Genomic DNA, 24,435 nt, shown 5'->3' on the forward strand with positions numbered 1-24,435 from the left:
CTTATCGGAGAAGGGGAGTAACAGGCGCAATTGGCTGGGGTGATCCAGCGGGAATTGCGTGTAATCGGCCCATTATCACCTGAATGTCTTGCAAAATTGCAGCCTTGTTTTCTGCCGTTAGCACGGGCACATGGATAAACAAAACGAACTTCTCAGGATGGTGCTGCTGTACATAATCCAAAAGTTCGTAATAAAGGTGGTTGCAGACAAACTTCCCAGCATCGTCGCTAATATCGGTAAAACTGAGTTCCTCCAACCATGATTCCAGAGGCAAGCGAGTTTGCCGGGTATGGTCTTCTCGAACGGCCTGCCGCTCTAAATTGAGGCGATCGCGCTTTTCTGCCATCCCAAAGCACACCACACCATCCGGTTGAAAGGTATTGAAGTAGTCGATCGCCCGTCGAGGAGCCTCCTCGAAATGTACAGGTAACAACCGCACCACTTGGGTTGGTGATACCATCCCCTTGTCCAACATTGCCAACATCAAATCATCAGAAGAGTTAGATGTTTGTTCCGGTTTCCATGTTGTAAACGAGGTCATCATTAACCGTTTAGCCATAAATGAATGCATCCTATACATTTGCTCACGCAATCCATTATGGCTTTCCTCAGAAACTATTTGAAGGAGTTAATTTATTCAAAGAACTGGCTAAACTCAGGCCAAGACTGACAGCACTTTGTACTTGAATTAGCCACGGTTGTTTTTGTGAGAGCCGTGTGGAGCGTGGCTCTCACAAAAACAACCAGATTTTAAGTGCTTAAAAAGCGCTGTATGTGGAGCTAGTAGGCTGCAGCCTAAGTTCGCAACCTATGTTTTTGTGTAGGGTGCGAAGCACCCTACACAAAAACATAGGTGATGGATTTCCGCCGCAGCGTACTAGCAAGATGAATCAAGGTGTAATTGGGTAATAATTGCATACCATTTCTGTTACGGCGATCACTGCCCAACTTCCAATTGCATCGTGTTTCTTCAACCTGAATGCAATTTCCAACTTGGCGATCGCTGATGAGCGATGCGTCCAGGGCGATTTCTATGATTTTGTGAAATAGAAATTGAATGGGTCTGTCGTATCAGAAAAGCAAGAAAAGCAGCTCAACTCAATTCAATATAAAATTCAAAATATTATTCCATTCACGAAGTGAGTCGCACAACGTTTTGGGCTTTATATTCAACTATGCCTGCCTGCTTATCAATACATAGTTGATTTTGGAAAAGTATGCTGATGCCCATAATATTCTTGGCTCAAAATGAACGGAGACAACGCGTTGTTGGGAGCAATGCCCTGGTAGTAGAGTAGATAAGGGGTATTTCGTCCTCTCCCATGGCTTGGTCCTAAATTTTATGTCTGCAAAAGAAACAGTGTCGTCTCAGGATCTGGGGTTTGTTGCAACCCTTCGTCGGTATTTTCGGCAGGAGTTGCTGCCCTTGCTGGCGGATCTTCGGTTGGCGATCGCGCTCCTGTTGGCGATCGCGATCTTTAGCATCAGCGGCACCATCATCGAGCAGGGCGAAACCCTGGAGTTCTACCAGGCCAACTATCCTGAAGACCCGGCACTGTTTGGTTTTCTCAGTTGGAAAGTATTGCTCACCCTGGGCTTAGATCACGTCTACCGCACCTGGTGGTTCCTGGCCTTGCTGATTCTGTTTGGCTCCAGCCTTACCGCCTGTACCTTCTCGCGGCAGATTCCCACTCTCAAGGCAGCCCGGAAGTGGAGCTACTACACACAGCCCCGGCAGTTTGAAAAGCTGGCCTTGAGTGCAGACGTTGACACTAATGATATGGACCACCTGACACGATTGCTGCAAAAGCGACGCTATAAGGTGTTTCAGGAAGGACAGAGCCTGTACGCGCGTCGTGGTATTGCCGGGCGCATCGGTCCGATCATCGTCCACGCCAGTATGCTCATTGTGCTGGCAGGCTCGATTCTGGGTTCCATGACCGGATTTTTTGCCCAAGAAATTGTGCCCAGCGGTCAAACCTTTCGGATTCAAAACATTTACGATGCGGGACCATGGGCCGCGGGTCAAATCCCGAAAGATTGGTCTGTACATGTGAACCGCTTTTGGATTGATTACTCCCCTGAGGGGGCGATCGACCAGTTCTACTCCGATTTGTCTGTATTGGATAACGACGGCAACGAAATCGATCGCAAAACGATTCACGTGAACGAGCCCCTACGGCATAAGGGCGTTACCCTGTACCAGGCTGATTGGGGTGTTGCTGGTATTCGCTTTCACTTCAATAACAGCCCTGTATTCGACTTGCCCATGGCGCAACTCCTCTCCGGCAATCAGGGTCGCCTCTGGGGTGCCTGGATCCCGACGAAGCCTGATATGAGCCAGGGCGTATCCATACTGGCGCGGGATTTGAAAGGAACAGTGTTGGTGTACGACCAGGAAGGCAACCTGGCGGCTACGATTCGCGAAGGCCAATCCGCTGAGATTAATGGAGTGCAGCTGGGAATTGATGAAGTTATTGGCAGCACGGGCTTACAGATTAAGGCAGATCCAGGTATTCCGGTTGTATATCTGGGCTTTGGTCTGCTGATGCTCAGCGTGGTCATGAGTTATGTGTCCCATAGTCAGGTATGGGCTTTGCAGGAGGGCGATCGCCTCTACCTGGGCGGCAAAACCAACCGCGCCCAGGTCACCTTTGAACGGGAGATCCTGGAAATTCTGGATACTCTGCAACCGCCTGTTAATTCGGTATCTGAACCTGCTGCTTTGGTGAAGGTCGATTAGACGGCGAACGTCTGGGTGGCGCGAAGCGTTCGGTGGAAAGCTGTGAGTAACGCCCCTTTGCCTCTTCCCAGTCTTTTCGTCACACTGAAAGCAATTCCGTGTCTATTGCCCCTTCGCGGAGATGCTATGAAAATTTTGGTGATGAATGCTGGATCGAGCAGCCAGAAAAGTACGCTGTATGAACTTCTGGGCGATCGCCTCCCCAGTTCTCCCCCCGTCCCGTTGTGGGTTGCCAGCATCGATTGGACGCATCAGGCTGGTCAGGCCGAAATCAAGGTCGACAATCATCAAGGTACTCAGGTTCAGGAAACGATGCCGAATCAGCCTCGGGAAGCGGTTATGGCTCGCTTCCTGGAAACCCTATGGTCAGGTGAAACCCAGGTTATTGAAAAACCCTACGATATTGATATAGTGGGGCACCGAGTAGTTCACGGTGGGGCCGAGTATCAGGCCAGTGTGCGGATTACGCCCGAGGTGAAGGAGGCGATCGCCCGCTTTTCCCATTACGCCCCAGTGCATAATCCGGCCAATTTGGAAGGGATTGAATTCACCGAAAAAATTCTGGGAAACATTCCTCAGGTCGCTGTATTTGACACCGCTTTTCATGCCACATTGCCCCAATTCGCAACGGTCTATCCGATTCCCTATCACTGGTACGAGGCGGGAATTCGCCGCTATGGCTTTCATGGCACCAGTCATCGGTACTGTGCTGCACGGGCTGCCGAGTTGCTGGGGCATCCAATGCCGCTACGGCTCATCATTTGTCACCTGGGTAATGGGGCATCGCTATCAGCCGTGCGAGATGGTGAGTGTATTGACACCACTATGGGGTTTACTCCGTTGGAAGGGTTGATGATGGGGAGCCGCTCTGGTTCCATTGATCCCGGCATTTTGATTCACCTGCTCCGGGAGGAGGGATTCGACGCTGACAAGTTGGATCGCCTGCTGAATAAAGAATCGGGAGTGCTGGGAGTGTCAGGAGTGTCCAACGACATGCGGCAGGTAACGGAGGCGATCGCCCAGGGAAACGCCCAGGCTCAACTCGCCCTGGACGTCTATTTGCATCGCTTGCGTCAGAGCATTGGTTCCCTATTGCCGGGATTGGGAGGTTTGGATGCCATCGTATTTACCGCCGGGATTGGAGAAAATGCGCCTGACATTCGAGCGGGGGCCTGCCAGGGATTTGAGTTCTTGGGTTTGAAGATCGATCCGGAGAAAAATGTGCGATCGCCTCAGGACATCGACATCGCCACCCATGACTCCACGGTTCGCGCGCTCGCCATCCATACCCAGGAAGATTGGATGATTGTTTCTGATGCCTGGACAATAGCCCGCGCATCCTAGAGCTTGCTTCATTGAGGAGGGGTGTAGTTGTGAAGCACCTATGCACCCTCTGGTGCCTCATTAGCTCAGGAAGGGGTATAGGCGGCAGGTACATTTGCCAGTCGGCAATGCTGAATTGGCTCGCTAGAATGCAGGAATATAAATGAACACTGAGCTACCGTATGGGTTCTCCTCTCGCTCAAGAAATTAGTCCGGTTCCCGCGTCTCAGGACACGGCGGCACTCAGGCGGGTCTTCGAAGCGATGACCCCAGAACGTTGCCCCCGCGTCTACAACTTTCACATGCACACGGTTTGTTCTGATGGTAGGCTCACTCCTGAGCTGCTCATCCAACAGGCTGTGTCCATCGGTTTGCAAGGGCTGGCTATCACTGATCACCACTCCGTTGATGGGTTTCGCCGCGCCCAGGCATGGCTGTCGGGCCAACAACTTCCCAATGCTCCCCATTTGTGGAGTGGGGTTGAGATTAATGCTCAGCTATTACATGATGAGGTCCACGTTTTAGGTTATGCCATTGATCCCGACCATGGGGAAATCGCTCCCTATCTTCAGGGGTATGGGTTGAGGGGCGATCGCGGTGATGCCCGTCATGTTATCGACGCCATCCATGCGGCTGGGGGCCTTGCTGTCCTGGCCCATCCCGCTCGCTATCGCCACTCCCCTGCTGAACTCATCGCCGCTGCAACAGAGTTGGGTATTGATGGGGTTGAAACCTATTACGCCTACAACAATCCCAACCCCTGGTGCCCTAGCCCCCGGCAAACTCGCGAAGTCTTTACCCTGGCTGAGTGCTATGGGCTGCTGCATAGCTGTGGTACTGATACCCACGGGTTAAATTTGCTACAGCGTCTGTAAGAAATTCTAGGGCTAATCAGCCTATCTGATAGACGTTTAACTCTCCCAATCAGGCCCAGCTCTGGTCGTGGTTTAACCACATGTTCGCCATTTTTCTCAAGTCCTTTGTGTACACGTCGCATACCAGAATCAAGGGCTTGAGAAAAATAGCGAAGGTATTGGTTTAAATGTGTGGTTAGTTGTGGTGAGATAAGTGTTGCGCGTTCCTCTTGCCACAATTTATCCGCTAAAAACAGCACCTTCAAAGTCCCTTGTGGAACTGTTGTCCTATCTAACCTTAGTTCGAGTTAAGGGCTTTTTCGAGTGCCGCGCGAAGCGCGGCACTCGAAAAAGCCCATTATTGCGTGCGCGTCGCGCACGCAATAATGGGCGGTTCGGCTTATCCCGAACTGACGTTATCTATAACCCACAGCCGTTTCAACTACAGCGTTTTGTGCTTGAATCAGCCACGGTTGTTTTTGCGAAAGCCTTGCGGAGCAAGGCTTTCGCAAAAACAACTAGATTTTAAGCGCTTAAAAAGCGCTGTATAGGAACACTCAATAACTTCAGCTCGTTATGAAACTGTTTGAAAAGTTATGGAAGGGGATGATTTTCGAACAGGTTCTCAAAGCTCAACTTCTATTACGTAACCTCAGTTCGGGATAAGCTGAAGTGCTCATTTTGGCGTGCGCAAAGCGCACGCCAAAATGAGTGTTTTCGAGTGCCGCGCAACGCGCGGCACTCGAAAACACACTTAACCCGAACTCAGGTTACGTAAATAATTGCTGTTGCCATAGTTATCTTTATCAACGAGAAGTTCAGCAATGACCACGTGCGAGAAGTGCTGTTGACCGCTATATAATGCGGGCACACTATTGGCTGTGTTTAGGATAGAAAGCTCTCGTTTGGTAGTGGATCGTTCCTTCTGCACCGCTATCTACTGCTAATTGCTAAAGCTATGTCACTTGCGTTGAGCGTAGAGCCGTTGTCACTGGTGGGGATTGGTATCTCTTCAGATGGCTTGCCAGCGCTTGTTGATTTTCTCAATCATTTCACAACAGTATCTGCAACGGTGGTGGTAGTGGCATCACAACCTGATGACCTGACACCTACGTTGCAAGGTCAGGTGCCTTGGAGCGTTATGCCCCTGACCAATCAATCATCCTTGTTGCCCCATACGGTGTATGTGGTGCCCATACACCATCGCATCCAGGCAGAAGGTTCACAGCTACGGGTTATTGCTCTGGAGGAACCAGAAGCCCAACCCCTGAATGCTGGGTTGAGCGCCCTAGCCCAATGGAGGGGCGATCGCACCTTTGGGCTCCTACTCGGTTCCCCAACGAGTGATGGGCTGGCAGGTTTACAGGCTATCCGTCAGGCGGGAGGGATTGCGCTTAATCCCGCACAAGAAGTGTCTGAATCGGCCGCTGTCTCTGCTGAGGACTTGGCCCGAACGCTCGCTACTCTTATGCAATGTGCAGTCTGGAGTCCGAGACCTGAAGTTCAGGCTGATCTGCGACAGCAAGCCGACGAACTGGAATACCTTTACAAGACGGTACCAGTCGGATTGGCTTTGGTGGATCAACACCTGTGTTACGTGCGAGTCAACGATTTTCTCGCCCATCTGCAAGGATTTGCGTCTGCCGCCGATTACGTTGATAAAACCGTTGCCGGGCAAATTCCCTACCTGGCGGAGCAGGTGTTGCCCTATTACAATCAGGTGCTCGAAACAGGTGAGCCATTGCTGAACGTCGAGGTTCGCATGGTTCGGCCTGAAACGCCTCATCTGGAAACGATTTTACTGGCCAGCTACTATCCCATTGAGCGACCGGATGGGCAACGGATGGTTGGGGTCACCATTGTCGATGTGACGGAGATGCGTCGGGCCGAGGAACTGTTAGCCCATTACAATCGCCGCTTAGAAGCGCAAGTGGCTGAGCGTACTGAAGCTCTCCAGCGCAGCGAAACTAGCTTTCGCATGATTGTAGAAGCAGCCGAGCTGACCTGTTGGGAACGCAACCTGGAAACCGATGAAGTTTGCCTGTTTACACCCCACCATCAGGGCCTTTGGATGAGCCAGTCGTGGGCAACGTACACGCAAGCTATTCATCCGGAGGATCAGCCGCAATTTGAACAGGCGATCGCCACAGCCATCAATCGTCGCAGTGACCTGGAAGTAGAGTATCGGGTGCAGTTGCCGGATCAATCCGTGCAATGGATGCTCGCTCGGGGGCGTATGCTCACCGACCGGCTGGGGCGACCTCACCGCATTTTCGGCATTAGCCTGGATATTACCGATCGCAAACAGGTTGAAATTGCCCTCCACGAACGAGAGGAATTTTTGCGGAGCATCTACGAAAACGCCTGTTTTGGCATTTTTGTAGTGGATATCCTGCCGGATGGCCAATTCCGTTCCCTGGGCCTAAATCCAGTTCACGAACGCACAACAGGGCTAAAGGATACCGATATGTGGGGAAAAGCTCCACAGGAGTTGCTTCCTCCAGACATTGCTGCCGCTGTTTGCGCGAACTACCAGCGCTGCATTGATGCTGCAACCCCTATTACCTACGAAGAATTTTTGCCGTTTCAGGATCGAGATTTTTGGTGGCTAACCAGCCTGGCACCCCTATGGGATGAAACTGGGCGCATTTATCGATTAGTGGGCACCACGACGAACATCACAGCGCTGAAACAGGCTGAAGAACGGCTGAAAACGCTAACAGATAACGTTCCAGGGGCGGTTTTCCGTTACTTGCTACGGTCGGATAGCTCAGATGCCATGCTCTATGTCAGCCCTGGTTGCCGCAACCTGTGGGAATGGGACGCGGACACGGTGTTAGCTGACATGAATGTGTTATGGCAGATGGTTGAGCCGAAGCACCAGCAGGCTCTCCGGCGATCGCTCGCAGACTCCGCTCAAACCTTACAACCCTGGTGCTGGGAGTGGCCCATTACAACTCCCTCGGGTCAGCAACGGTGGCTGCAAAGCACAGCTCAACCGACACGAGAAGCCAATGGAGATGTGTTTTGGGATGGGGTGCTGTTGGACGTGAGCGATCGCAAGGCCGCTGAAATGGCCCTTCAGCTCGAAGAGAAACGTTTTCGTGCCATCTTCGCCAAGGTGCTGGTTGGGGTGGCGATCGAGTTTCCGCCAGATTACACCCTGGGTATGACAAACCCGGCATTTCAGCACATCCTGGGCTATTCTGCCGCCGAACTGAATCAATTAAGTTATCGAGACATTACCGTTGCCGAGGATCTGCTACAGCAGCAACCTTTATTGGATGAGTGTTTTGCTGGAATTCGTGACGGTTACCAAATGGAAAAACGCTACATCCGTAAAGATGGACGTTTGATTTGGGTGGCCGTGAATACGTCCCTCATTCGGGATGAGCAGGGGCAAATTCAGTTTTTCGTCTCTACTGTGGAGGACATCACTAACTGGCGAGAGCAGGTCAACCTGGAGCTGAGCCGTAACCGTGACCTGAAAGAAGCCTTTTTTGAAGAATCTACTGATGCCATATTTTTGGCTGACTCTTACACCACAGACATTTTTGATTGCAACCAGCGGGCTGTCGAACTGTTCGAAGCGACCTCGAAAGCCGAACTCCTGCATCGGCCTGGGATTGGGTTCTGCAAATATCCTGTCTCGCTGGAAGAGGTCGCTGTACTCATGCGGGAAATTCGAGAAAAACGATTTTGGAGCGGTGAGTTTGAGTATGTGACCTGCGGGGGGCGTGTCTTCTGGGGCCAAATTTCTATCAAGATGATCCAGGTGGCCGATCGCACGATGCAACTGGTTCAAATTCGGGATATCAGCGATCGCAAACAGGTTGAACTCGATATGCTCAGCAACATGAAAGAGTTGCAACGGCTCAACCAGATTAAAGATGACTTTCTCAGCACCATCTCCCACGAGCTACGCACGCCCCTCACCAGCATTGATATGGCTAGCCGTATGGTACGGATTGCTTTAGAGCAACCCGGCACCCTTTCCTCCGAAGCCAATACCGAGCGCATCTTCCGCTATCTCTCCATTCTGGAGGAGCAATGCCAGCAGGAAGGCGATCTCATTAAAGATCTGTTGGATCTTCAGCAGTTAAATGCTGGTGCTTACTCTCTGGAACGCAGCGAAATCTCGCTTCCGGCGGCCCTGACTCCCTTGCTAGAGTCTCTAGAAAAACGTATGGAGGCCCAAGCACAACAGTTTCGGTTGGTTGTGCCGCCAGCGCTTCCCCCCCTCATGACCGATGTTGAAGTGCTGCATCGCATTTTGGGGGAACTGTTGACCAACGCCTGTAAGTACACGCCTCCTCATGAGACTATTTCACTTCAGGTCAATTCTCTGGACATGTCGAACGGTGAAACCTGGGTTCGATTTATGATTTGCAATACCGGCGTGGAGATTCCACCGGAGGAGTATGACACGATTTTTCAGGCGTTTTACCGAGGTATTCAGGGCGATCGCTGGAGTAAGCGCGGTACAGGACTGGGTCTCACTCTGGTGAAAAAGTTCACTGAATGCCTGGGCGGTACCATTCGCTTAGCAAGTGGCAATGGCAGAACATGCTTTCGGGTCGATTTACCTGTCGATGGGCGGCTCGACTAACAGCATGAATCCTTTTTTGAGGGTGTGAATTATTGCGCAGCTCCGCCGCGCAATAATTCATGCAGCAATCTGATGACTTGGGGTTACTGCAAACGTGGCGCTTTACGCAGCACGAAAACATTTCCCTCGTTGCCACGCCCGACGCGCAGGTCGTCATCCAGGTAGGTTACCTCCAGCCATCCCTGCTGGTTGTCGCTATTGATCGGAAAGTCCAGCGGGAGGAAGCGATCGCCCGCATCAATCTTTTCAATTAACGCCTCAGGAGAGTGGTAACCCATCAGCCGTTGCAACCCCAAAATTCCCCGGCGAAACTTCACGTCGACTCGCTTCTCCGATACGGGTTCAAAGGTTGCTGACACACTGACGAGCCCCTCTAAGTACGGCAAACCATAAACTTCAGCAATGTTAAAGATTTCCTGGGTCTGCGTTCGAACAACTTGATAAATCTGCCCCAGCTTGAGCAAAGCAAAGCGATCGATCCCCAACAACTCTTGGCTAGTGGTATAGAGTAATTGCCAGTTCCCATCCAATTTTTCTGGAGCTTCCAGAGGCCGGGGGGTAGGGTTGTGGTCTTCTAATTGAGCGACCGCCGCCAATATGGCCTGCTGATCTGGTTTGGAGGCCAGGATGCCACGATTTTTCCCGGCGATCGCCTCTAGCAACCTTGTTTTACCAATCATCCGGATTATCCCCCCGATGCTCTCGTTATAGGATAGATAAAGTTGATTCAATCTAATGATTCAAGTCAGGATTGATTCAATGGGAAGTGAGCAAAAACGACGTTTTACGTTAACCTTTGCTTGGGTACCTGTAAAGTATGAGGGCATCGCTCTAACAGTCTACCGGGCTAACCCTATATGTAGGGACTAGTTATTGACAGACTGGAAATATTTACGCTACCCTTAGCGCTCAGTTTCGTCTCACGGTTTCGTTCTGATTCCTTCGGCTTCTATCTCAAGCTTAGTTGGTTTCAGACTCACTCCTCGCCCACGGGTAATTCACCCTAACTCACGTTCTTTTTCAGACGAGCAATTCTATGCATAATCCTGCTCTGCGCGGTCAGTCTCGCAAAGACGCCGCTTCACCCATTCCGCTTCAGCACGACGCCTCTATCTTGGATTGGCTGGAAGGTACAGGTCGATTGTTGGCCCGTGACACCAACGACAACTTGATTATGGACAACGAAGAAGAAATTACTGATTTGATGGGAGCAGACGACGGTGATTTCGATGATGACGACGACGATATGCTCGATCTCGATGATTAAGTAGAGGGTAAGGATGGGCAGTTCTTAGATTGTCCATCCTTATCTTTTATTGTCGAATGCTCATTTTTCTGAAACTCCCTCTTGCCAAATAGGTATTTCTGCCAAAGAATGTGTGGAAATGTTGCCCGAAATTAACAATTTCGTCGTAATGTTTGGGAAGACGTGAGGCTGGCTTGAAGTAAAAGGGTATAACCCCGGTTACGACTGTGGTGTGGCTGACGAGATTTGACCGTTTCAAATTGTGGTGTGGAGTGTGGTAAGCGGTTGTGGATGCAAAATTTTCCTCACGAAGTTTAACCTTAATCAGTGGTAAGTTCCTGTTCTGGAGCCTTGCAGGTATTCTGACGCTCCTTGCGTCCAGTCTGGACTGGTTTGCGGGTCGAGTGTCCTGGCAGCCCCAGAGTTTAACGTTGCCGTTTCTATTAGCGGCTGTTGGAACCTGGTTAGCCGGCTGTTGGGCTGTTCCTGTGCTTCGGGCTCTCAAAGCTGGGCAGATCATTCGAGAAGATGGGCCACAAGCTCACCTCCAAAAGGCGGGAACTCCGACCATGGGCGGTGTCTTCGTTGTTCCGGTTGGCGTGGCGATCGCCCTTCTCCTGTCCGGTTTCAACACAAATGTTCTGGCCGTATCCCTCGTTACCCTGGCCTACGCCTTCATTGGCTGGATCGATGACTGGCAGATTCTCAACCGTCGCTCTAACAAGGGTATTACCCCTCGCCAAAAGCTGCTTCTCCAGATCGGGTTTGGAGCGCTGTTCTGCCTCTGGGTGTTCTGGCAGCAACCCATCAACGTCACCCACGTGCTGCTTCCTTTCGGCTTTATCCTGCCCCTGGGTTTCTTGTTCTGGCCAGTTGCCTGGTTTGCGCTGGTAGCCGAGAGCAATGCTGCTAACCTGACCGATGGCCTGGATGGTCTAGCGGGTGGAACGGGGGCGATCGCCCTCCTTGCCCTAGGGGCCCTCGTTGCTCCTAATCATCCTGACCTGATGGTGTTTTGTGCTGGGTTAGGCGGAGCTTATCTGGGCTTTGTGTCCCATAATCGCAACCCCGCCCGAGTTTTCATGGGAAATCTGGGTTCCCTTGCCCTTGGCGGTGCTTTAGCCGGAGTTGCAATCCTGACCCAATCCCTGTTTGTCCTGCTGATTCTGAGTGCCATTTTCCTGGCAGAAACCCTCTCGGTTATCCTTCAGGTTGGTTACTACAAGGCCACTAAGGATGAGAATGGGATCGGCAAGCGTCTCTTCAAGATGGCCCCTCTACACCACCACCTTGAGCTCAGCGGTTGGTCTGAAATCAATGTTGTTGGCTGGTTCTACAGTATTGGCTTGATTCTTGCTCTACTTTGCCTGGTAAGCTTCTAAGCTTTCCCATAAACAAAAGCTGTGCCGTCCGCGACGCGGGCGGCACAGCTTTTTAGGGTATCTGTAAAGCGCCTACAATTAAGGGCGTTTTCGAGTTACGCAACGCAGCACTCGAAAACGCCCTTAACCCAAAAGAATTAGTCTACGATCGCCGCCTTCAAGCTCCGACAAAACCCTTCCAGTGCTTCTAAGCCCTGATGAGGTTCTCCTTCCGCTAAACGCTTGACGAAGGCACTACCGACGATTACTGCATCAGCTCCCCAATCAGCGACTTGTCGAGCCTGGCTAGCTTCAGAGATGCCAAAGCCAATACCAATGGGTTTATCCGTAACTTTTTGAAGATCTAGCAGCAAATCCTGAACACGAGACTCGATCTTGGTACGAATGCCCGTGACGCCCGTGACGCTAACCAGGTAGATGAAGCCCTGGGAACGCTGGGCGATCGCTTCTAACCGCTCCTTAGGTGTCGTCGGTGCTACCAGCAGAACCACCTCAACGCCCATCTTTGAAGCCGGCACCAGCAGGGCGTCCATTTCTTCGAGGGGCAGGTCGGGCACCACTAAACCCCGCACCCCAGCATCAACTACATCCTTCAAAAAGGTCTCAATACCACGGTTAAGAATGGGGTTGTAGTAAATGAACAGCACAATTGGGGCTTTTAGATTTGGGCTGACGGTCTTTACCATTGCCAGTACATCATCTAGCCGGGTGCCCTTCTGGAGGGCGCGAGTGGCTGCAGCCTGAATCACAGGGCCATCTGCCAGAGGGTCGGAATAAGGAACTCCTAGCTCGATAATGTCGGCTCCGTTGCGATCGAGGAGTTCCAGAGCCTTTGCAGTCGTTTCTAAATCCGGGTCCCCCGCTGTAATAAAGGGAATCAGCGCACATTGCCCGCGATCCCGCAGGGCAGCCATTTGTTCAGATACCGCAACCATGTTTAATCCTTATCGTTCCCATCCCCAGCGGCTAATTTTTCCTGCTCTAGCTCGGCCTGAAGCTGCGCCCACTGTTCGGGCGTCATTTCATCCAGCCGCTTTTGCAGAACCGCGTCTTCGTAATCCTTCAGTTGTTGATGATAGGTCATCTTGTGGGTCACCACGCGAAATAAATAGGTGGCCGTCCAACCCACGAGCCCCATCACCAGTAAAACCTGGCTCCAAATTCCGGCATTCAGGCTATCGAGCCCAACAGCTTGTAGCAGGAGGTACAACACACCCCCTGCTACAAAAATTCCAAAGCCGATGCCAATGACATCAATCCGTCGCATGTTGTAATGGTAACCCTACGCGAGCGTTCGCTTCTGAGGGCGGCTATTGAGCAGGGGGCCTAACAGCAGCAACCCAGGGAAGAAGAGGAACACGAAGAAGTAGGCAATAAGCCGCTCAAAGGAACCGGCCGTGTGAAAGCGAGTATTGAGATACGCGAAAATGAGGGCCGGAATCACAACCAGGTAGGCTCCGCCCAAGCCAACGTATAGCAGAAGGGGAATAAGGGGAAGATTCAAGGGAAGATTCATAGCACCAAACCGGTTAGGACACGACGAGTTGCCGTCCCTCAAATTGTATCGCCTTCAGGGAAGGACGCTGGGCGATTCAATCATTTAAGTTCCTGAGGGATCGGATTAGGTTTTGCAAGAATTTTACGAGTAAACGCTGAAGAGGTTGGCTTTTCACTCGTGATGCCAATGAAAAGCCAACCTTGTTAACCTCAATTCGGGTTAAGGGCTTTTTCGAGTGCCGCGCGAAGCGCGGCACTCGAAAAAGCCCATTATTGCGTGCGCGTCGCGCACGCAATAATGGGCGGGTCGGCTTATCCCGAACCGACGTTTGTTAATAGTTTTTGGGATGCTGTTTTTGTTGCTAGAGGAAGCTATGCACCCTCACAACATACCACCCCTATAAAACACAACCGTTCTACGGGACGCGAGTGAATTAATCCGCTCCAAACTGCACACGGCGGGTCTCCATCGTAATCCCGTCTTCCCGAATAATTAACCCCGAAACCCACCGCTGCTCAGGCAGAGCAGGAGCCCGGCCTACCTTGAACAACCCCCCCGCTGTCAGAAGTTCTAAATCGATGCCAGGGGTGGTTTGATAAGCGGTGACGTTGACGGGTTCTTCCAAAGCTGCACCCAGCAGCTGGCGATTGCCCAGGGGCTCCATAACTACTGCATCAAAGTTAAAAGAGCGCCCAATGGCAACCTGTTGGGGTAAGTTTACCGTCAGCTCAGGTGGATTTTGCCCGGAGGAGACCCGGTTTGCCTCGGTGAGGGTTTCCTGCTGCACCAGCTTGTCATTCTGGAAATGCTGACGGGAGGTTAGGGTAGAATCTAGCGCCATACTTCGAGGCCCAAGGGTTTGCGTCCCGGTAATATGAGTCGTCGTTTCAACGACCACCGCATCTCCATCTCGCTCCCATGAATTAACTGTTGTCGTATACGAAAGATTGTCGTAGCGCTCCCAGAAGGTGGTTAGGGCCTGTTCAAGGGTGTCGTAGGTAAACCCATCTGCATGGGTAAAGTCGCGGCTAACGTAATCCATCACCCCATCCAGGTCTTCCTGGCTGGCGGCCTGATCCATATTGGTAATCAGGGTTTGAATTTCTGCGGGAACGGGTTCTGTCTGCGCCTGAGTGGCTGTATCCGTTGCCAAAATGCTGCCAAATAGGGCGATCGCTGCCAACATTCCTCTCTGCCAGCCAACACGCGACAATTTTGCGGAGGAGCGGGGAAATGACTGGGGAGTAGGCAACAATCGAACCATGGCAATGGTAGGCTGAGAGCCGATGATGATTTGAACTCTACTAGAGTACTCGCGGAACCGGAAAACTGCCATAGATTTTAGGCAGGCGGGGGCGTCGAAAAGGAATTGGCACAACGATGGCATCTCCAAAACTCTTAATTGCGGCTAGTGGTACAGGAGGACATTTGTTCCCGGCGATCGCCACCGCCGAGCAACTTCCCAAGGTCGATATTGAATGGCTCGGGGTACCCGATCGCTTAGAAACTCGCCTGGTACCGGAGCAGTATCCTCTTCATACGATTCGAGTGGAGGGGTTTCAGGGAAAACCTGGACTGGGCACGCTAAAGACTGTGGCTCGCCTGGTGAGTGCTGTTTGGAAAGTGCGACGGCTCTTACAGCAGGGGCAGTTTAATGGGGTCTTCACGACGGGAGGATATATTGCGGCTCCGGCGATTTTAGCGGCGCGATCGCTCGGCCTCCCTGCCATACTGCATGAATCCAACGCACTGCCTGGAAAGGTAACGCGGCTACTTAGCCCTCTATGTTCATTGGTGGCTTTGGGATTTGCGGATGCGGCAACCTATCTGCCCCGCGCTCGAACCGTAACGGTGGGCACGCCAGTGCGATCGCCCTTTCTCCTCCCACCTGAGGAAATGCCGCCCCTCACGCTGCCCATTCCGCCTGAGGTCCCCCTGCTAGTCGTTGTGGGAGGTAGCCAGGGTGCAGTTGCCGTGAATCGCCTGGTGCGTGAGTGTGCACCTGTCTGGGTCGAAGCAGGGTTGTGGATTGTACATCTGACAGGAGACAGCGACCCCGACGCAAAGAGCTACAGCCATCCCCAATATTTAGCCTTGCCATTCTTCGATAATATGGCGGCTCTGTTCCGTCGGGCGGATTTAGCGATTAGTCGGTCGGGGGCAGGGACATTGACGGAGTTGGCGATCGCCCACCTCCCCTCCATCCTGATTCCCTATCCCTTCGCTGCTGAAGACCATCAGACTTACAATGCTCGGGTCTTTGCTCAGGCAGGCGCTGCTCAGCTTATTCAACAATCGGACTTAACAGCGGCTCAGCTTCAGCAGTTGGTTTTGAACCTGATTGGAACGCCTGCATTGGCTGCTATGAAAGCTGAAACGGCAAAGCTCGCCGTTGTTGATAGCGCCCAACAGTTAGCAACCCAAATACAAGTGACCCTAAAGAGCTGATACAGTATTTCTAATCGGATGAGGTACGAGAGATAGATGGAGGACAGAATCCCGCATTTATCTCTCGTACCCTACGCGGTTGGAAAGGAGCATGGTAATTCCAAAAACTAAGGAGATTTCCAGTAATGAATTTACCCAGAATGTTGGTGCTTTGCCCGCTTCGCGGGCAAAGCACCAACATTCTGGGTAAATTCTTATGCAGAAACCTCCTAAGGCTTATCAACTCTTCTAAAGATCTGTACCAATTTGCTGTGAAGAGATATGAAAGGGATTGGTTTTTGCATATTAAATACGTCAAAAACTAATCCCTTTTATGATTTTAGCCTTCATTGAAGAACCTGTTTCAATCCGAATTTGACGACATGCTGAGATCGCTAACCACTATAGGATTTTGATGAAAGCAAATGGGTTAAATGCGGTCTAATTCTTAAAAGCCAGACATTTCAAAAAATGCTATGTAACTCAATTAAACATAGAATCCAGGATGCCGTGTTACCCGATTTGTGGGAAACACGGCATCCTGGATTCTATGTTTAATGATGCCCACCTATTGAAGACTGTAAAGAATGGTGGCAAACTCAGCTCCCTAGGAATGTTTTTTATATGATTGAAGTAGGATAAGTAAGCATATCTTGCCTTCTACTCTCTCCATCGTTACGCTCTCTTCTCCCGCTTGTTGTCATAGCTACACCAACGACAGCATTGGGTATTCAGAAGAATTGATTTCTATACATTCCCTTCAGCCTGATTGTGAGGTCACCTATGAAAGCTCTGCAATCTGTTAGCTATGCATTGCAATATCTCTGGGATGGTGCATTACGTATCTTCTCCCCAAACCGGGATGAATACCCAGCAACCGGAGTACTACCCTACGATGGAGATCCAACAAAGGCTACCCGTCATTCTCGTTAGAAGATGTTGATTTTGGGACATAACATCCACAAATTAAATGCTTTCAGACTTTCTAGTGTGACTCCTTGAGTTCATGGTGAGTCTACCAAGTACATCCCATGTAAGCGAAGTGGATAAATCCGCTTCGCTTGCAGATCGGGGCCCAGAGGGGTATTTTTTGATGCAAAGCGTCAAAAAATACCCCTCTGGGCTTTGGTTTTGGAAAGAAAGATGTGAGTAAAATTCACCCTATCTAATAGACCTCCTGTATGATTCCGGTTGTTGAGGGCGTGAATCGTAGCGCGGCTTAGCTGCGCTACGATTCACGCAGGAAGTCTAATAGAAATTGCTAGAACCATAAAACGCAAAAAGCGCAGTTTTACTGCGCTTTTGTGGATTTATTTAGTTTTTAGGAGTGCCATTTCAGGACAGTCTCCGTGAAAGATGAACTATTGAGTTAGACAGTATGCAATTGTTACGAAATCAATTCGATCCAGTGTAGATGCTTCCGGCAACAGATCTTAGGAAGCTGAGCCACTCATTTCAGTTTCACCCAGAGCCTGCGCTTGAGCAGCCCGTTCTTTGTCAAGTCGACGTTTACGGGCATAGAGCTGAATGATGGCGGCCATTGCCACGATCAGACCCAACGTTCCCCAGGCCGTTGCACTGGTAGGCAACTGGTTCTTGAAAACAGCCAGCAACACAATTAAGACCAGAAATACCGTAGGTACTTCATTCAGCCCTCGAAGTTGCTGTGCAGTCCATCGACAAGTCCCTGCTGCTAGTTGCTTCATGACTCGACCACAGTAAAAGTGGTAAGCCAATGTGAGCAATACAAAAGACAATTTCACATGAAGCCAGGTTTCCTTAAGCAGGTCGGGTGCGGATATAACCAGAGCGATCGCCATCGCCACTGTTAATACCATCCCAGGCGTTGTAATCAGGTTATAAAGGCGCTTCTCCATGATTTCGTATTGCTTCTGGAGAATGCTCTTGGCTGGCTCTGGCTGTTCATTCGCCTCCACGTGGTACACATAGAGGCGCACCAGGTAGAACAACCCAGCAAACCAGACAACGACGCCAATAATATGAAAGGACTTAAACCACAGGTAATTCATGGGTTCAACTTCATCATCTTAATCCCCTGATCATACGCCCATTGCTTGAGGCATTTCTAGCCCTGGCCTATTTCCTGGGACTAGACCGCTTGTTTGAACAGAGCATCTAAATAGACGCGAGCAGCCCGACGGTAGCTACGGGACGAGTCCACGGTATTGTGGCTGCCGTTTTGCAACAAAAACAACGATAGAGAGGCGACAAATACCCGATCCTGATCCCAGTCGGGGTGGGTTTCCAGATAGCTCTTGAGGGACTCGTGTAGCTCTTCGGGAATCTCGGCGAGAATGCTAACCGTCGCGTTCATACAACACCTCAATTTTGGGCAGTAAACATAGAAAGGGGCGACCCACCAAACAAGTAGCAGCCAGATCGGGTTTATGGCAGGAAAACACACACTAAACCCTAGCCGCCAGGAAATTTAGTCTTGCCCGGAGCCGTCTCATTTATTTGCACAGCCTCCACTGAACACATAGCCTCTTAACAGCAGATGTCAATCCCCTAAACCGGAGATCCAGAAACCAGGGAATCCGCTGCTTTTGAAAGAGGCGTTTCAAGTGGTGGTCGCATCATTGTGCGCTACAGGGGGGAGGGGTTGTCAACGCCAGGTTCTGTAATATTTGCCTTCAGAATAGCTTTAGCTTTACGAGAGAATCAGGGTTTGAGGCCAGTTTTTTTTACACTACTTTACCTTTTTCTCATATTTCTCGGCCGATCGCCCTTTTCCACAGAATTCCCCAACAGACGCATCAACGCCTGATGTTTTCGTCACCCCCTGTGGAAAACTCGAGATCCCCTGTGGAAAACTTTTGTGGTTTTGTGGAAATCATGTGGAATGCTCTGGGGAAAAGTCTTACGGAAGATAAGAATTACAAACCCCGCTAAAAAAATCAAAAATCAAATTTTCCTGATTTTTCTACTCACGCAATCTGTAGATCCGTGTCATATTGTGGCTTGAGCCCTTCTGTATCCTGTGGATACATTGCGTTTTGTGTTGGAGAGGCTGTTGAAAACCTCAGATTTTCCCTGAGTGAGACTTGAAAATTCAGTAATAAATTTTTCGGTGGTTTTAAATCGACGTCACTTTGCCTGTGGAAAACGTGACTTTTTCTCTGGGCTTGAGAGTAAAGCGATTTATGAGAGTGAAACCCTTCAGGATGTGGTACATGCTATGTCTTTTGGTAGAGACAGCAGTTTGGGTGTGAATTGCTCGATGCTGCCTTCCTCTGCCTCTGGGGGTAACCTGAAGTCAGGACAGTGCCAGGAGAGCAAGATGGAAGCGATTGTGTCAGGAGTGTTGGGGGCGATCGTTTTTATGATTGGAGCCTGCATCGGCAGTTTCCTGAACGTGGTGGTCTATCGCCTGCCAGCCGGAATATCGCTCATCCATCCCCCCTCTCGCTGCCCCAAATGCCGCAATACCCTTAAGCCGTACGACAATGTGCCTGTGCTGGGCTGGCTGTGGCTGAGGGGCCGTTGCCGTTATTGCAAAACTCGTATTTCCCCTCGCTACCCTCTAATTGAAACGGCCACAGGGCTGCTGTTTGTGGCGGTCTGGTGGGCTTTTGGCTGGGGCTGGATCATGCTGGGCTACTGGGTGCTGTTTAGCTGGCTCATTGCCCTGTCGTTTATCGATCTGGATACGATGACACTGCCCAATCCTTTGACCCAGTCTGGGCTTGTGCTAGGGCTGGTCTTTCAAGCTGCCTTGGGCTGGCTCTACCCAACCGCTACAGGTGGTGTTCCACACACCCTGATGACGGGTATTGTGGGAGCCGTGGTGGGAATGTGGATCTTCACCCTGATTTCTGTGGTGGGGGCGATCGCCCTGGGGCAAGCAGCCATGGGCGGTGGCGATGCCAAACTCGCTGCCATGATGGGAGCCTGGCTGGGCTGGTCACACCTCCTGTTGGCTGGATTAATAGCCTGCTTTCTGGGTGCGTTAGTGGGTGGTGGGGCGATCGCCTTGAAGCTAATTAGCCGCCGCCAACCCATCCCCTTTGGTCCCTTTCTCGCCCTCTCCGCCATCCTCGCCGTCTTCTTTGGCGACTCCCTGCTCTACGCTTACCGCCAACTCTTTTTCCCCATGTTCTAGGGCCTGTTCTAACGCTTGTTGTTTTGTGCAAGCGCCCGAAAAACAGCTCCATTCATCGAGAAGTTGTGTGCAGCGCATTGCGCCGCACACAACTTCTTCTAAACCCAACTGACTCTGATAAAATCTCCACAAGCGTCGTCAATCTACCCTTCAGGTTGGAGTGAACTGGATTACTCTCAAAACGACCAGCTCCCTCTGGGAAGCTGAGATGATGCAGCAAATGCTGGAGGCCCACGGTATTCCGGCCCGTGTCCTGAGTCGAGGGTTACAACCTCACTTTGGATGTGGAGCCCCTGCCGTACTGGAGGTTCGATCGCGCGACCAATGGACGGCTCTGCTGCTTCTCAGTCCCCTTGAAGAAGAAGCCACAGAAGGCTCCTTCGGCGGCTGAGCCCGGTAACCCATGGGGAGGCGACCACCACTTTCCAGATTAGACGGCATCCAGGTGGCCCCATTTTTCGCTATTGTTGAGGTTTCTGGATCGTTCTTGGTTGAACGCTGTCCAGATATGTTATTCACTCTCTACCCCGTTACTCTTCATGTCCCTGTTTGATTGGTTTGCGAATCGCCGGAAAGCTGGCCCCATTAGCCAGGAACGTCAGGAACGCGAAATTGCTGACGGCTTATGGAGCAAGTGTGTCGCCTGTGGGGTGTTGACCTACACCAAAGATCTGCGGGCCAATCAAATGGTCTGCCCAGACTGCGGGCACCATAACCGGGTGGATGGCGAGGAGCGCATTTACCAGCTCATCGATGCAAAAACCTGGGAGTCGATGGATGATCATCTGCGACCCACAGATCCTCTCAAGTTCCGCGATCGCAAGGCCTATGGCGATCGCCTGCGGGAGACTCAGGAAAAGATCGGGTTGCTGGATGGCTGTACCACAGGGATTGGCAAAATTAATGGCGAGCCTGTCGCTCTGGGTGTGATGGATTTCCGCTTTATGGGTGGAAGCATGGGCTCGGTCGTCGGTGAAAAACTGACTCGGCTGGTAGAGCGGGGAACCCGTGAGCGGCTCCCTGTTGTGATCGTCTGCGCTTCGGGTGGAGCCCGGATGCAAGAGGGGATGTTGAGCCTCATGCAGATGGCCAAGATTTCTGCTGCGCTTCAACGCCACAAGGAAGCACGGCTTCTATACGTTCCAGTTTTGAGCCATCCCACTACAGGAGGCGTGACGGCTAGCTTCGCTATGCTGGGCGACATTATTATCGCCGAGCCAAAAGCGACGATCGCCTTTGCTGGACGCCGAGTTGTAGAGCAAACGTTGCGTGAGAAGCTGCCCGACGATTTCCAAACCGCTGAATATTTGTTGAATCACGGCTTTGTAGATCTGATCGTGCCTCGTACCCAGCTCAAGGTAACACTGACGCAATTGATTCAACTGCATCAACTTTCTGCACCTAACCACGTTCCGTTTCACCACAATGCCTTACAGGTGCCCGACTCCTTCCCCCTGCCCACCCATACGGCAGATTGAGGCATGGCAATGACACCGTTCGATGCAATTCAAGTTGTCTTCCAAGATCCAGCTATTCCCTACGAGTCGCAGAAGCATAGTCTAAAGGGCTGGGCGAAATACTGTCTGCAAGCACGCGGCTTTAAGGTGCTGTATGCAGAGCGAGCTGACTTTGCGGTGGAGACGAGCGATCGCCAAAAGCTTTACTTCAAGGTCACCACACAAGCGGATGAGCTAGACCCATCAGTCGGCTGGATTATTTGGCAGGGCGATCGCGGCACTGCCAAAGTTTTGCCTCCGGGCTAATGCAATAGAAAAACTTATATCTTTTACGAATCCATGCGGGAACTTTACCCACCGATTGACCCCTATTTCAGGGAAATGCTCCCCGTGTCGGGGTTGCACACACTGTATGTGGAGCAAGCGGGAAATCCACGGGGTAAGCCCGTCGTATTTTTGCATGGGGGGCCAGGGGGCGGTAGCAACCCGATGTATCGGCAGTTCTTTAACCCCGAAAAGTATCGCATCATTTTGTTTGATCAACGGGGCTGTGGTCGCAGTACGCCCCATGCAGAGCTGCGGGAGAATACGACCTGGGATCTGGTACGCGATATTGAAGTGATTCGTCAGCATCTGGGGATTGAACAGTGGGTTGTATTTGGTGGCAGTTGGGGCAGCACCCTAGCCCTAGCCTATAGCCAAACTCATCCAGAGCGCTGCAAAGGCTTAATCTTAAGAGGAATTTTCACGCTCCGTCAGAAAGAGTTGCTGTGGTTTTACCAGGAGGGATGCAGTTATATCTTCCCCGATACCTGGGAGGACTACCTGAAACCCATTCCTCCAGAGGAGCGGCATGATTTAATTCATGCTTATTACAGACGTTTGACTAGCGATAATCTTCGGGTACGTCTAGAAGCTGCCCGCGCCTGGTCTGTTTGGGAGGCCAGCACCAGCAAGCTGCTGCCCGATGTCAGGCAGCAGGAACGCTTTGCCCAGGATGATTTTGCGGATGCCTTTGCGCGAATCGAGTGTCATTACTTTGTCAACAAAGGCTTCTTCGAGACGGAAGATCAGCTGTATCGAAACGTGGATCGCATTCGCCACATCCCGGCAGTCATTGTGCAGGGTCGCTACGATGTGGTGTGCCCCATGATTTCTGCTTGGGAACTTCACCAAGCCTGGCCTGAAGCTGAGTTTCTGGTTATTCCTGACGCTGGGCACTCCATGAATGAGCCAGGGGTTCGGGATGCTTTATTGGATGCGAGCGATCGCTTCGCTGACCTATAAGTGGATGGCATTGACATAAAAGATTTAGACCCCTAGTTTTTTAGAAAAATCGGGGGTCTGCGTACCCAGGTTTCGCCTATGTCAAAGTCCTGCTCATAAATGAGTGCAGAATTTATGCAGTTTTGTTGTGTGTGGCGTGTGAAGTACACTACACGCCACACACAACAAAACTGCCCTAAATATAGGGAACCAGCAATTCTCGTTTTGAAATCAGGCCCGAAAACCGCGCGCCAAAGGCGCGCGGTTTTCGGGCATCAAAGCCAAGAGTTCACGCCCGTAGGGCGTGAACTCTTGGCTTTGATGCCCATACTGAACCTCAGTTCGGGATAAGCTGAAGTGCTTATTTTGACGTGCGCAAAGCGCACGCCAAAATAAGCGTTTTCGAGTGCCGCGCAACGCGTGGCACTCGAAAACGCCCTTAACCCGAACTGAGGTTACTGAGAATTGCTGATAGGGAACTTGCGTAAAGCCTAAGTGAATGAATTGTGGAACAATGTAGCGCACTGAATGAGATCTATCCGTATATTCAGCCGGAGTTCAAATTCCTGATTAACCTCTCCATTTTTTACGGATCACTTTGCTTAGAGTAGTTAAAGGGAGAGAATCCCTATACTCTGAACTAGTTATGCGGTTTAAGCCTCTCGCTCTCTCAACTCTGGCTGTTTTTGCCCTTCAAGAAGTCTCGCAAAAAGCCAGTGCAATTCCTTCTCCTGATTCCACGACAGGTTCCAAACTAAATGCTTTGGATCCGGATTCTGATATAGCGGTAGAGATCAGCCCAGAGGTTTCCGTTGCGCCACCTGAATTGCCAGCACCAGATAAAGGTTTAGCCAAAGCCGTTGTGCAGCCGTTGGCTTCAACCCATGTAATGCCTGAAATGACGATGCCTATGTTTTCACCTTTATCTGTCTCTGCATCAATGGAGCAAGTCTCAGCTTCTGAAGCGCCTATTTTAATCAGCCAGGTTCCAGTTGACAGAGATGTTTATGTGTTGCCTGTAGCTACGACGGTCACCTATGGTGAGCCGATTCCTATTGCAGAAGATGATCCATTGAATCAATTTCCCGTCGGCTCGTATCATATGGCTACAGACCAAACTGTTCGACGGGGCGAGCAGGAAAATACAGAGCAAACTGGAGATGAGTATGTCATGGAAATTCGCTCTTGTTTGGCTGCCAATCCTGATCTCTTTCGGATTCGTCAAATGGATGGGGAACTTGTTCTTGTTCCCATTCTATTTAATGGCCAACGAGGCATGATTGTTGGAGACGCTAGTGGTCGGCCTATGTGTCCATCCGACCGTTCATCACTGACACGCGACAATTCTAGAGGCGTTAATATTCACGTGCCTGCACCTGAAGGTTTTCCACCTTCTTAGTAATTAATATTCATAGGTTTTTTACTAAGAGCAGAGCTCTCTGACAAGTGCTAGAAAGAGAGTTCTGCTTCTAATACCATTCTTATATCAATACTCTGGACAGTTTTT

22 protein-coding genes are annotated in these 24,435 nt (G+C 51.0%); 14 read left to right on the top strand and 8 right to left on the bottom strand.

Features of this window, described 5'->3' with window-relative positions:
• Nucleotide 1 precedes the first annotated feature (1 nt).
• Nucleotides 2-559 (bottom strand): peptidase C15, encoded by a 558-nt coding sequence (locus tag NDI52_RS04625; protein WP_190770152.1) that lies wholly within the window; start codon nt 557-559, stop codon nt 2-4.
• A gap of 783 nt (nt 560-1,342) precedes the next feature.
• Between NDI52_RS04625 and NDI52_RS04630 the strand changes: the two genes are divergently transcribed.
• The 4 genes from NDI52_RS04630 (at nt 1,343) to NDI52_RS04645 (ending at nt 9,529) form a co-directional block, all read left to right on the top strand.
• Nucleotides 1,343-2,743 (top strand): cytochrome c biogenesis protein, encoded by a 1,401-nt coding sequence (locus tag NDI52_RS04630; protein ID WP_190770153.1) that lies wholly within the window; start codon nt 1,343-1,345, stop codon nt 2,741-2,743.
• A 126-nt stretch (nt 2,744-2,869) separates the two neighbouring features.
• A complete protein-coding gene (locus tag NDI52_RS04635) occupies nt 2,870-4,087 on the top strand; it encodes an acetate kinase (protein WP_190770154.1) in 1,218 nt (405 codons plus the stop codon).
• Between the two features lie 161 nt (nt 4,088-4,248).
• Nucleotides 4,249-4,941 (top strand): PHP domain-containing protein, encoded by a 693-nt coding sequence (locus NDI52_RS04640; RefSeq protein ID WP_190770155.1) that lies wholly within the window; start codon nt 4,249-4,251, stop codon nt 4,939-4,941.
• 937 nt (nt 4,942-5,878) lie between these two features.
• The gene (locus NDI52_RS04645) at nt 5,879-9,529 is read left to right on the top strand and encodes a PAS domain S-box protein (RefSeq protein WP_190770156.1); all 3,651 of its coding nucleotides are present in this window, start codon (nt 5,879-5,881) and stop codon (nt 9,527-9,529) included.
• A gap of 83 nt (nt 9,530-9,612) precedes the next feature.
• On the opposite strand, the gene NDI52_RS04650 is transcribed toward NDI52_RS04645, so the two are convergent.
• Nucleotides 9,613-10,209 carry a PAP/fibrillin family protein gene (locus NDI52_RS04650; protein WP_190770157.1) on the bottom strand — a complete coding sequence of 199 codons (597 nt, stop codon included), beginning with the start codon at nt 10,207-10,209 and terminating at the stop codon, nt 9,613-9,615.
• Between the two features lie 356 nt (nt 10,210-10,565).
• Here NDI52_RS04650 and NDI52_RS04655 point away from each other — a divergent pair, with 356 nt between their 5' ends.
• Nucleotides 10,566-10,796: a DUF3134 domain-containing protein gene (locus tag NDI52_RS04655; RefSeq protein ID WP_190770158.1), complete on the top strand. Its 231-nt coding sequence runs from the start codon at nt 10,566-10,568 to the stop codon at nt 10,794-10,796.
• 266 nt (nt 10,797-11,062) lie between these two features.
• Nucleotides 11,063-12,157 (top strand): phospho-N-acetylmuramoyl-pentapeptide-transferase, encoded by a 1,095-nt coding sequence (gene mraY / locus NDI52_RS04660; protein ID WP_190770159.1) that lies wholly within the window; start codon nt 11,063-11,065, stop codon nt 12,155-12,157.
• A 137-nt stretch (nt 12,158-12,294) separates the two neighbouring features.
• Here the strand turns inward: mraY and trpA are convergent, their stop codons facing one another.
• The 4 genes from trpA to NDI52_RS04680 all read right to left on the bottom strand — a co-directional run bounded on the left by trpA (nt 12,295) and on the right by NDI52_RS04680 (nt 14,991).
• Nucleotides 12,295-13,092 carry a tryptophan synthase subunit alpha gene (gene trpA, locus NDI52_RS04665; protein ID WP_190770160.1) on the bottom strand — a complete coding sequence of 266 codons (798 nt, stop codon included), beginning with the start codon at nt 13,090-13,092 and terminating at the stop codon, nt 12,295-12,297.
• A gap of 2 nt (nt 13,093-13,094) precedes the next feature.
• Nucleotides 13,095-13,424, bottom strand: coding sequence for a DUF3007 family protein (locus NDI52_RS04670; RefSeq protein ID WP_190770161.1), 330 nt, complete (start codon nt 13,422-13,424; stop codon nt 13,095-13,097).
• 15 nt (nt 13,425-13,439) lie between these two features.
• Nucleotides 13,440-13,673, bottom strand: coding sequence for an NAD(P)H-quinone oxidoreductase subunit L (gene ndhL / locus NDI52_RS04675; RefSeq protein WP_190770162.1), 234 nt, complete (start codon nt 13,671-13,673; stop codon nt 13,440-13,442).
• 415 nt (nt 13,674-14,088) lie between these two features.
• Nucleotides 14,089-14,991 carry a nuclear transport factor 2 family protein gene (locus NDI52_RS04680; RefSeq protein WP_190770163.1) on the bottom strand — a complete coding sequence of 301 codons (903 nt, stop codon included), beginning with the start codon at nt 14,989-14,991 and terminating at the stop codon, nt 14,089-14,091.
• 44 nt (nt 14,992-15,035) lie between these two features.
• Here NDI52_RS04680 and murG point away from each other — a divergent pair, with 44 nt between their 5' ends.
• Together murG and NDI52_RS04690 are read left to right on the top strand one after the other, a co-directional pair.
• Nucleotides 15,036-16,103 carry an undecaprenyldiphospho-muramoylpentapeptide beta-N-acetylglucosaminyltransferase gene (murG, locus tag NDI52_RS04685; protein WP_190770164.1) on the top strand — a complete coding sequence of 356 codons (1,068 nt, stop codon included), beginning with the start codon at nt 15,036-15,038 and terminating at the stop codon, nt 16,101-16,103.
• Between the two features lie 762 nt (nt 16,104-16,865).
• The gene (locus NDI52_RS04690) at nt 16,866-17,015 is read left to right on the top strand and encodes a hypothetical protein (protein ID WP_190771134.1); all 150 of its coding nucleotides are present in this window, start codon (nt 16,866-16,868) and stop codon (nt 17,013-17,015) included.
• Between the two features lie 500 nt (nt 17,016-17,515).
• On the opposite strand, the gene hemJ is transcribed toward NDI52_RS04690, so the two are convergent.
• Both hemJ and NDI52_RS04700 read right to left on the bottom strand, forming a co-directional pair.
• Nucleotides 17,516-18,112 (bottom strand): protoporphyrinogen oxidase HemJ, encoded by a 597-nt coding sequence (gene hemJ / locus NDI52_RS04695; protein WP_190771133.1) that lies wholly within the window; start codon nt 18,110-18,112, stop codon nt 17,516-17,518.
• An 80-nt stretch (nt 18,113-18,192) separates the two neighbouring features.
• On the bottom strand, nt 18,193-18,417 hold the full coding sequence (locus NDI52_RS04700) for a DUF2811 domain-containing protein (RefSeq protein ID WP_190771132.1): 225 nt from the start codon (nt 18,415-18,417) through the stop codon (nt 18,193-18,195).
• A 966-nt stretch (nt 18,418-19,383) separates the two neighbouring features.
• Here NDI52_RS04700 and NDI52_RS04705 point away from each other — a divergent pair.
• The 6 genes from NDI52_RS04705 to NDI52_RS04730 all read left to right on the top strand — a co-directional run bounded on the left by NDI52_RS04705 (nt 19,384) and on the right by NDI52_RS04730 (nt 24,327).
• Nucleotides 19,384-20,205: an A24 family peptidase gene (locus tag NDI52_RS04705; RefSeq protein ID WP_190771135.1), complete on the top strand. Its 822-nt coding sequence runs from the start codon at nt 19,384-19,386 to the stop codon at nt 20,203-20,205.
• Between the two features lie 160 nt (nt 20,206-20,365).
• Nucleotides 20,366-20,596, top strand: a complete 231-nt coding sequence (locus tag NDI52_RS04710) for a DUF2007 domain-containing protein (RefSeq protein ID WP_190771131.1) — start codon at nt 20,366-20,368, stop codon at nt 20,594-20,596.
• Between the two features lie 148 nt (nt 20,597-20,744).
• Nucleotides 20,745-21,683: an acetyl-CoA carboxylase, carboxyltransferase subunit beta gene (gene accD, locus NDI52_RS04715; protein ID WP_190771130.1), complete on the top strand. Its 939-nt coding sequence runs from the start codon at nt 20,745-20,747 to the stop codon at nt 21,681-21,683.
• A gap of 9 nt (nt 21,684-21,692) precedes the next feature.
• Nucleotides 21,693-21,968 carry a hypothetical protein gene (locus NDI52_RS04720; protein ID WP_190771129.1) on the top strand — a complete coding sequence of 92 codons (276 nt, stop codon included), beginning with the start codon at nt 21,693-21,695 and terminating at the stop codon, nt 21,966-21,968.
• 33 nt (nt 21,969-22,001) lie between these two features.
• Nucleotides 22,002-22,949, top strand: a complete 948-nt coding sequence (gene pip / locus NDI52_RS04725) for a prolyl aminopeptidase (RefSeq protein WP_190771128.1) — start codon at nt 22,002-22,004, stop codon at nt 22,947-22,949.
• Nucleotides 22,950-23,574: 625 nt separating this feature from the next.
• A complete protein-coding gene (locus NDI52_RS04730; RefSeq protein WP_190770901.1) occupies nt 23,575-24,327 on the top strand; it encodes a hypothetical protein in 753 nt (250 codons plus the stop codon).
• The last annotated feature ends 108 nt before the right edge of the window (nt 24,328-24,435 follow it).

Origin of the sequence: Leptolyngbya sp. PL-A3 (genome assembly GCF_039962325.1) — a bacterium.
Classification (GTDB): Bacteria; Cyanobacteriota; Cyanobacteriia; order Elainellales; family Elainellaceae; genus Vacuolonema.

Coding starts and splice junctions, on each gene's coding strand:
- NDI52_RS04625 (WP_190770152.1), bottom strand. CDS start 559: ATGGCTAAACGGTTAATGATGACCTCGTTTACAACATGGAAACCGGAA.
- NDI52_RS04630 (WP_190770153.1), top strand. CDS start 1,343: ATGTCTGCAAAAGAAACAGTGTCGTCTCAGGATCTGGGGTTTGTTGCA.
- NDI52_RS04635 (WP_190770154.1), top strand. CDS start 2,870: ATGAAAATTTTGGTGATGAATGCTGGATCGAGCAGCCAGAAAAGTACG.
- NDI52_RS04640 (WP_190770155.1), top strand. CDS start 4,249: ATGGGTTCTCCTCTCGCTCAAGAAATTAGTCCGGTTCCCGCGTCTCAG.
- NDI52_RS04645 (WP_190770156.1), top strand. CDS start 5,879: ATGTCACTTGCGTTGAGCGTAGAGCCGTTGTCACTGGTGGGGATTGGT.
- NDI52_RS04650 (WP_190770157.1), bottom strand. CDS start 10,209: ATGATTGGTAAAACAAGGTTGCTAGAGGCGATCGCCGGGAAAAATCGT.
- NDI52_RS04655 (WP_190770158.1), top strand. CDS start 10,566: ATGCATAATCCTGCTCTGCGCGGTCAGTCTCGCAAAGACGCCGCTTCA.
- trpA (WP_190770160.1), bottom strand. CDS start 13,092: ATGGTTGCGGTATCTGAACAAATGGCTGCCCTGCGGGATCGCGGGCAA.
- NDI52_RS04670 (WP_190770161.1), bottom strand. CDS start 13,424: ATGCGACGGATTGATGTCATTGGCATCGGCTTTGGAATTTTTGTAGCA.
- ndhL (WP_190770162.1), bottom strand. CDS start 13,673: ATGAATCTTCCCTTGAATCTTCCCCTTATTCCCCTTCTGCTATACGTT.
- NDI52_RS04680 (WP_190770163.1), bottom strand. CDS start 14,991: ATGGCAGTTTTCCGGTTCCGCGAGTACTCTAGTAGAGTTCAAATCATC.
- murG (WP_190770164.1), top strand. CDS start 15,036: ATGGCATCTCCAAAACTCTTAATTGCGGCTAGTGGTACAGGAGGACAT.
- NDI52_RS04690 (WP_190771134.1), top strand. CDS start 16,866: ATGAAAGCTCTGCAATCTGTTAGCTATGCATTGCAATATCTCTGGGAT.
- hemJ (WP_190771133.1), bottom strand. CDS start 18,112: ATGAATTACCTGTGGTTTAAGTCCTTTCATATTATTGGCGTCGTTGTC.
- NDI52_RS04700 (WP_190771132.1), bottom strand. CDS start 18,417: ATGAACGCGACGGTTAGCATTCTCGCCGAGATTCCCGAAGAGCTACAC.
- NDI52_RS04705 (WP_190771135.1), top strand. CDS start 19,384: ATGGAAGCGATTGTGTCAGGAGTGTTGGGGGCGATCGTTTTTATGATT.
- accD (WP_190771130.1), top strand. CDS start 20,745: ATGTCCCTGTTTGATTGGTTTGCGAATCGCCGGAAAGCTGGCCCCATT.
- NDI52_RS04720 (WP_190771129.1), top strand. CDS start 21,693: ATGACACCGTTCGATGCAATTCAAGTTGTCTTCCAAGATCCAGCTATT.
- pip (WP_190771128.1), top strand. CDS start 22,002: ATGCGGGAACTTTACCCACCGATTGACCCCTATTTCAGGGAAATGCTC.
- NDI52_RS04730 (WP_190770901.1), top strand. CDS start 23,575: ATGCGGTTTAAGCCTCTCGCTCTCTCAACTCTGGCTGTTTTTGCCCTT.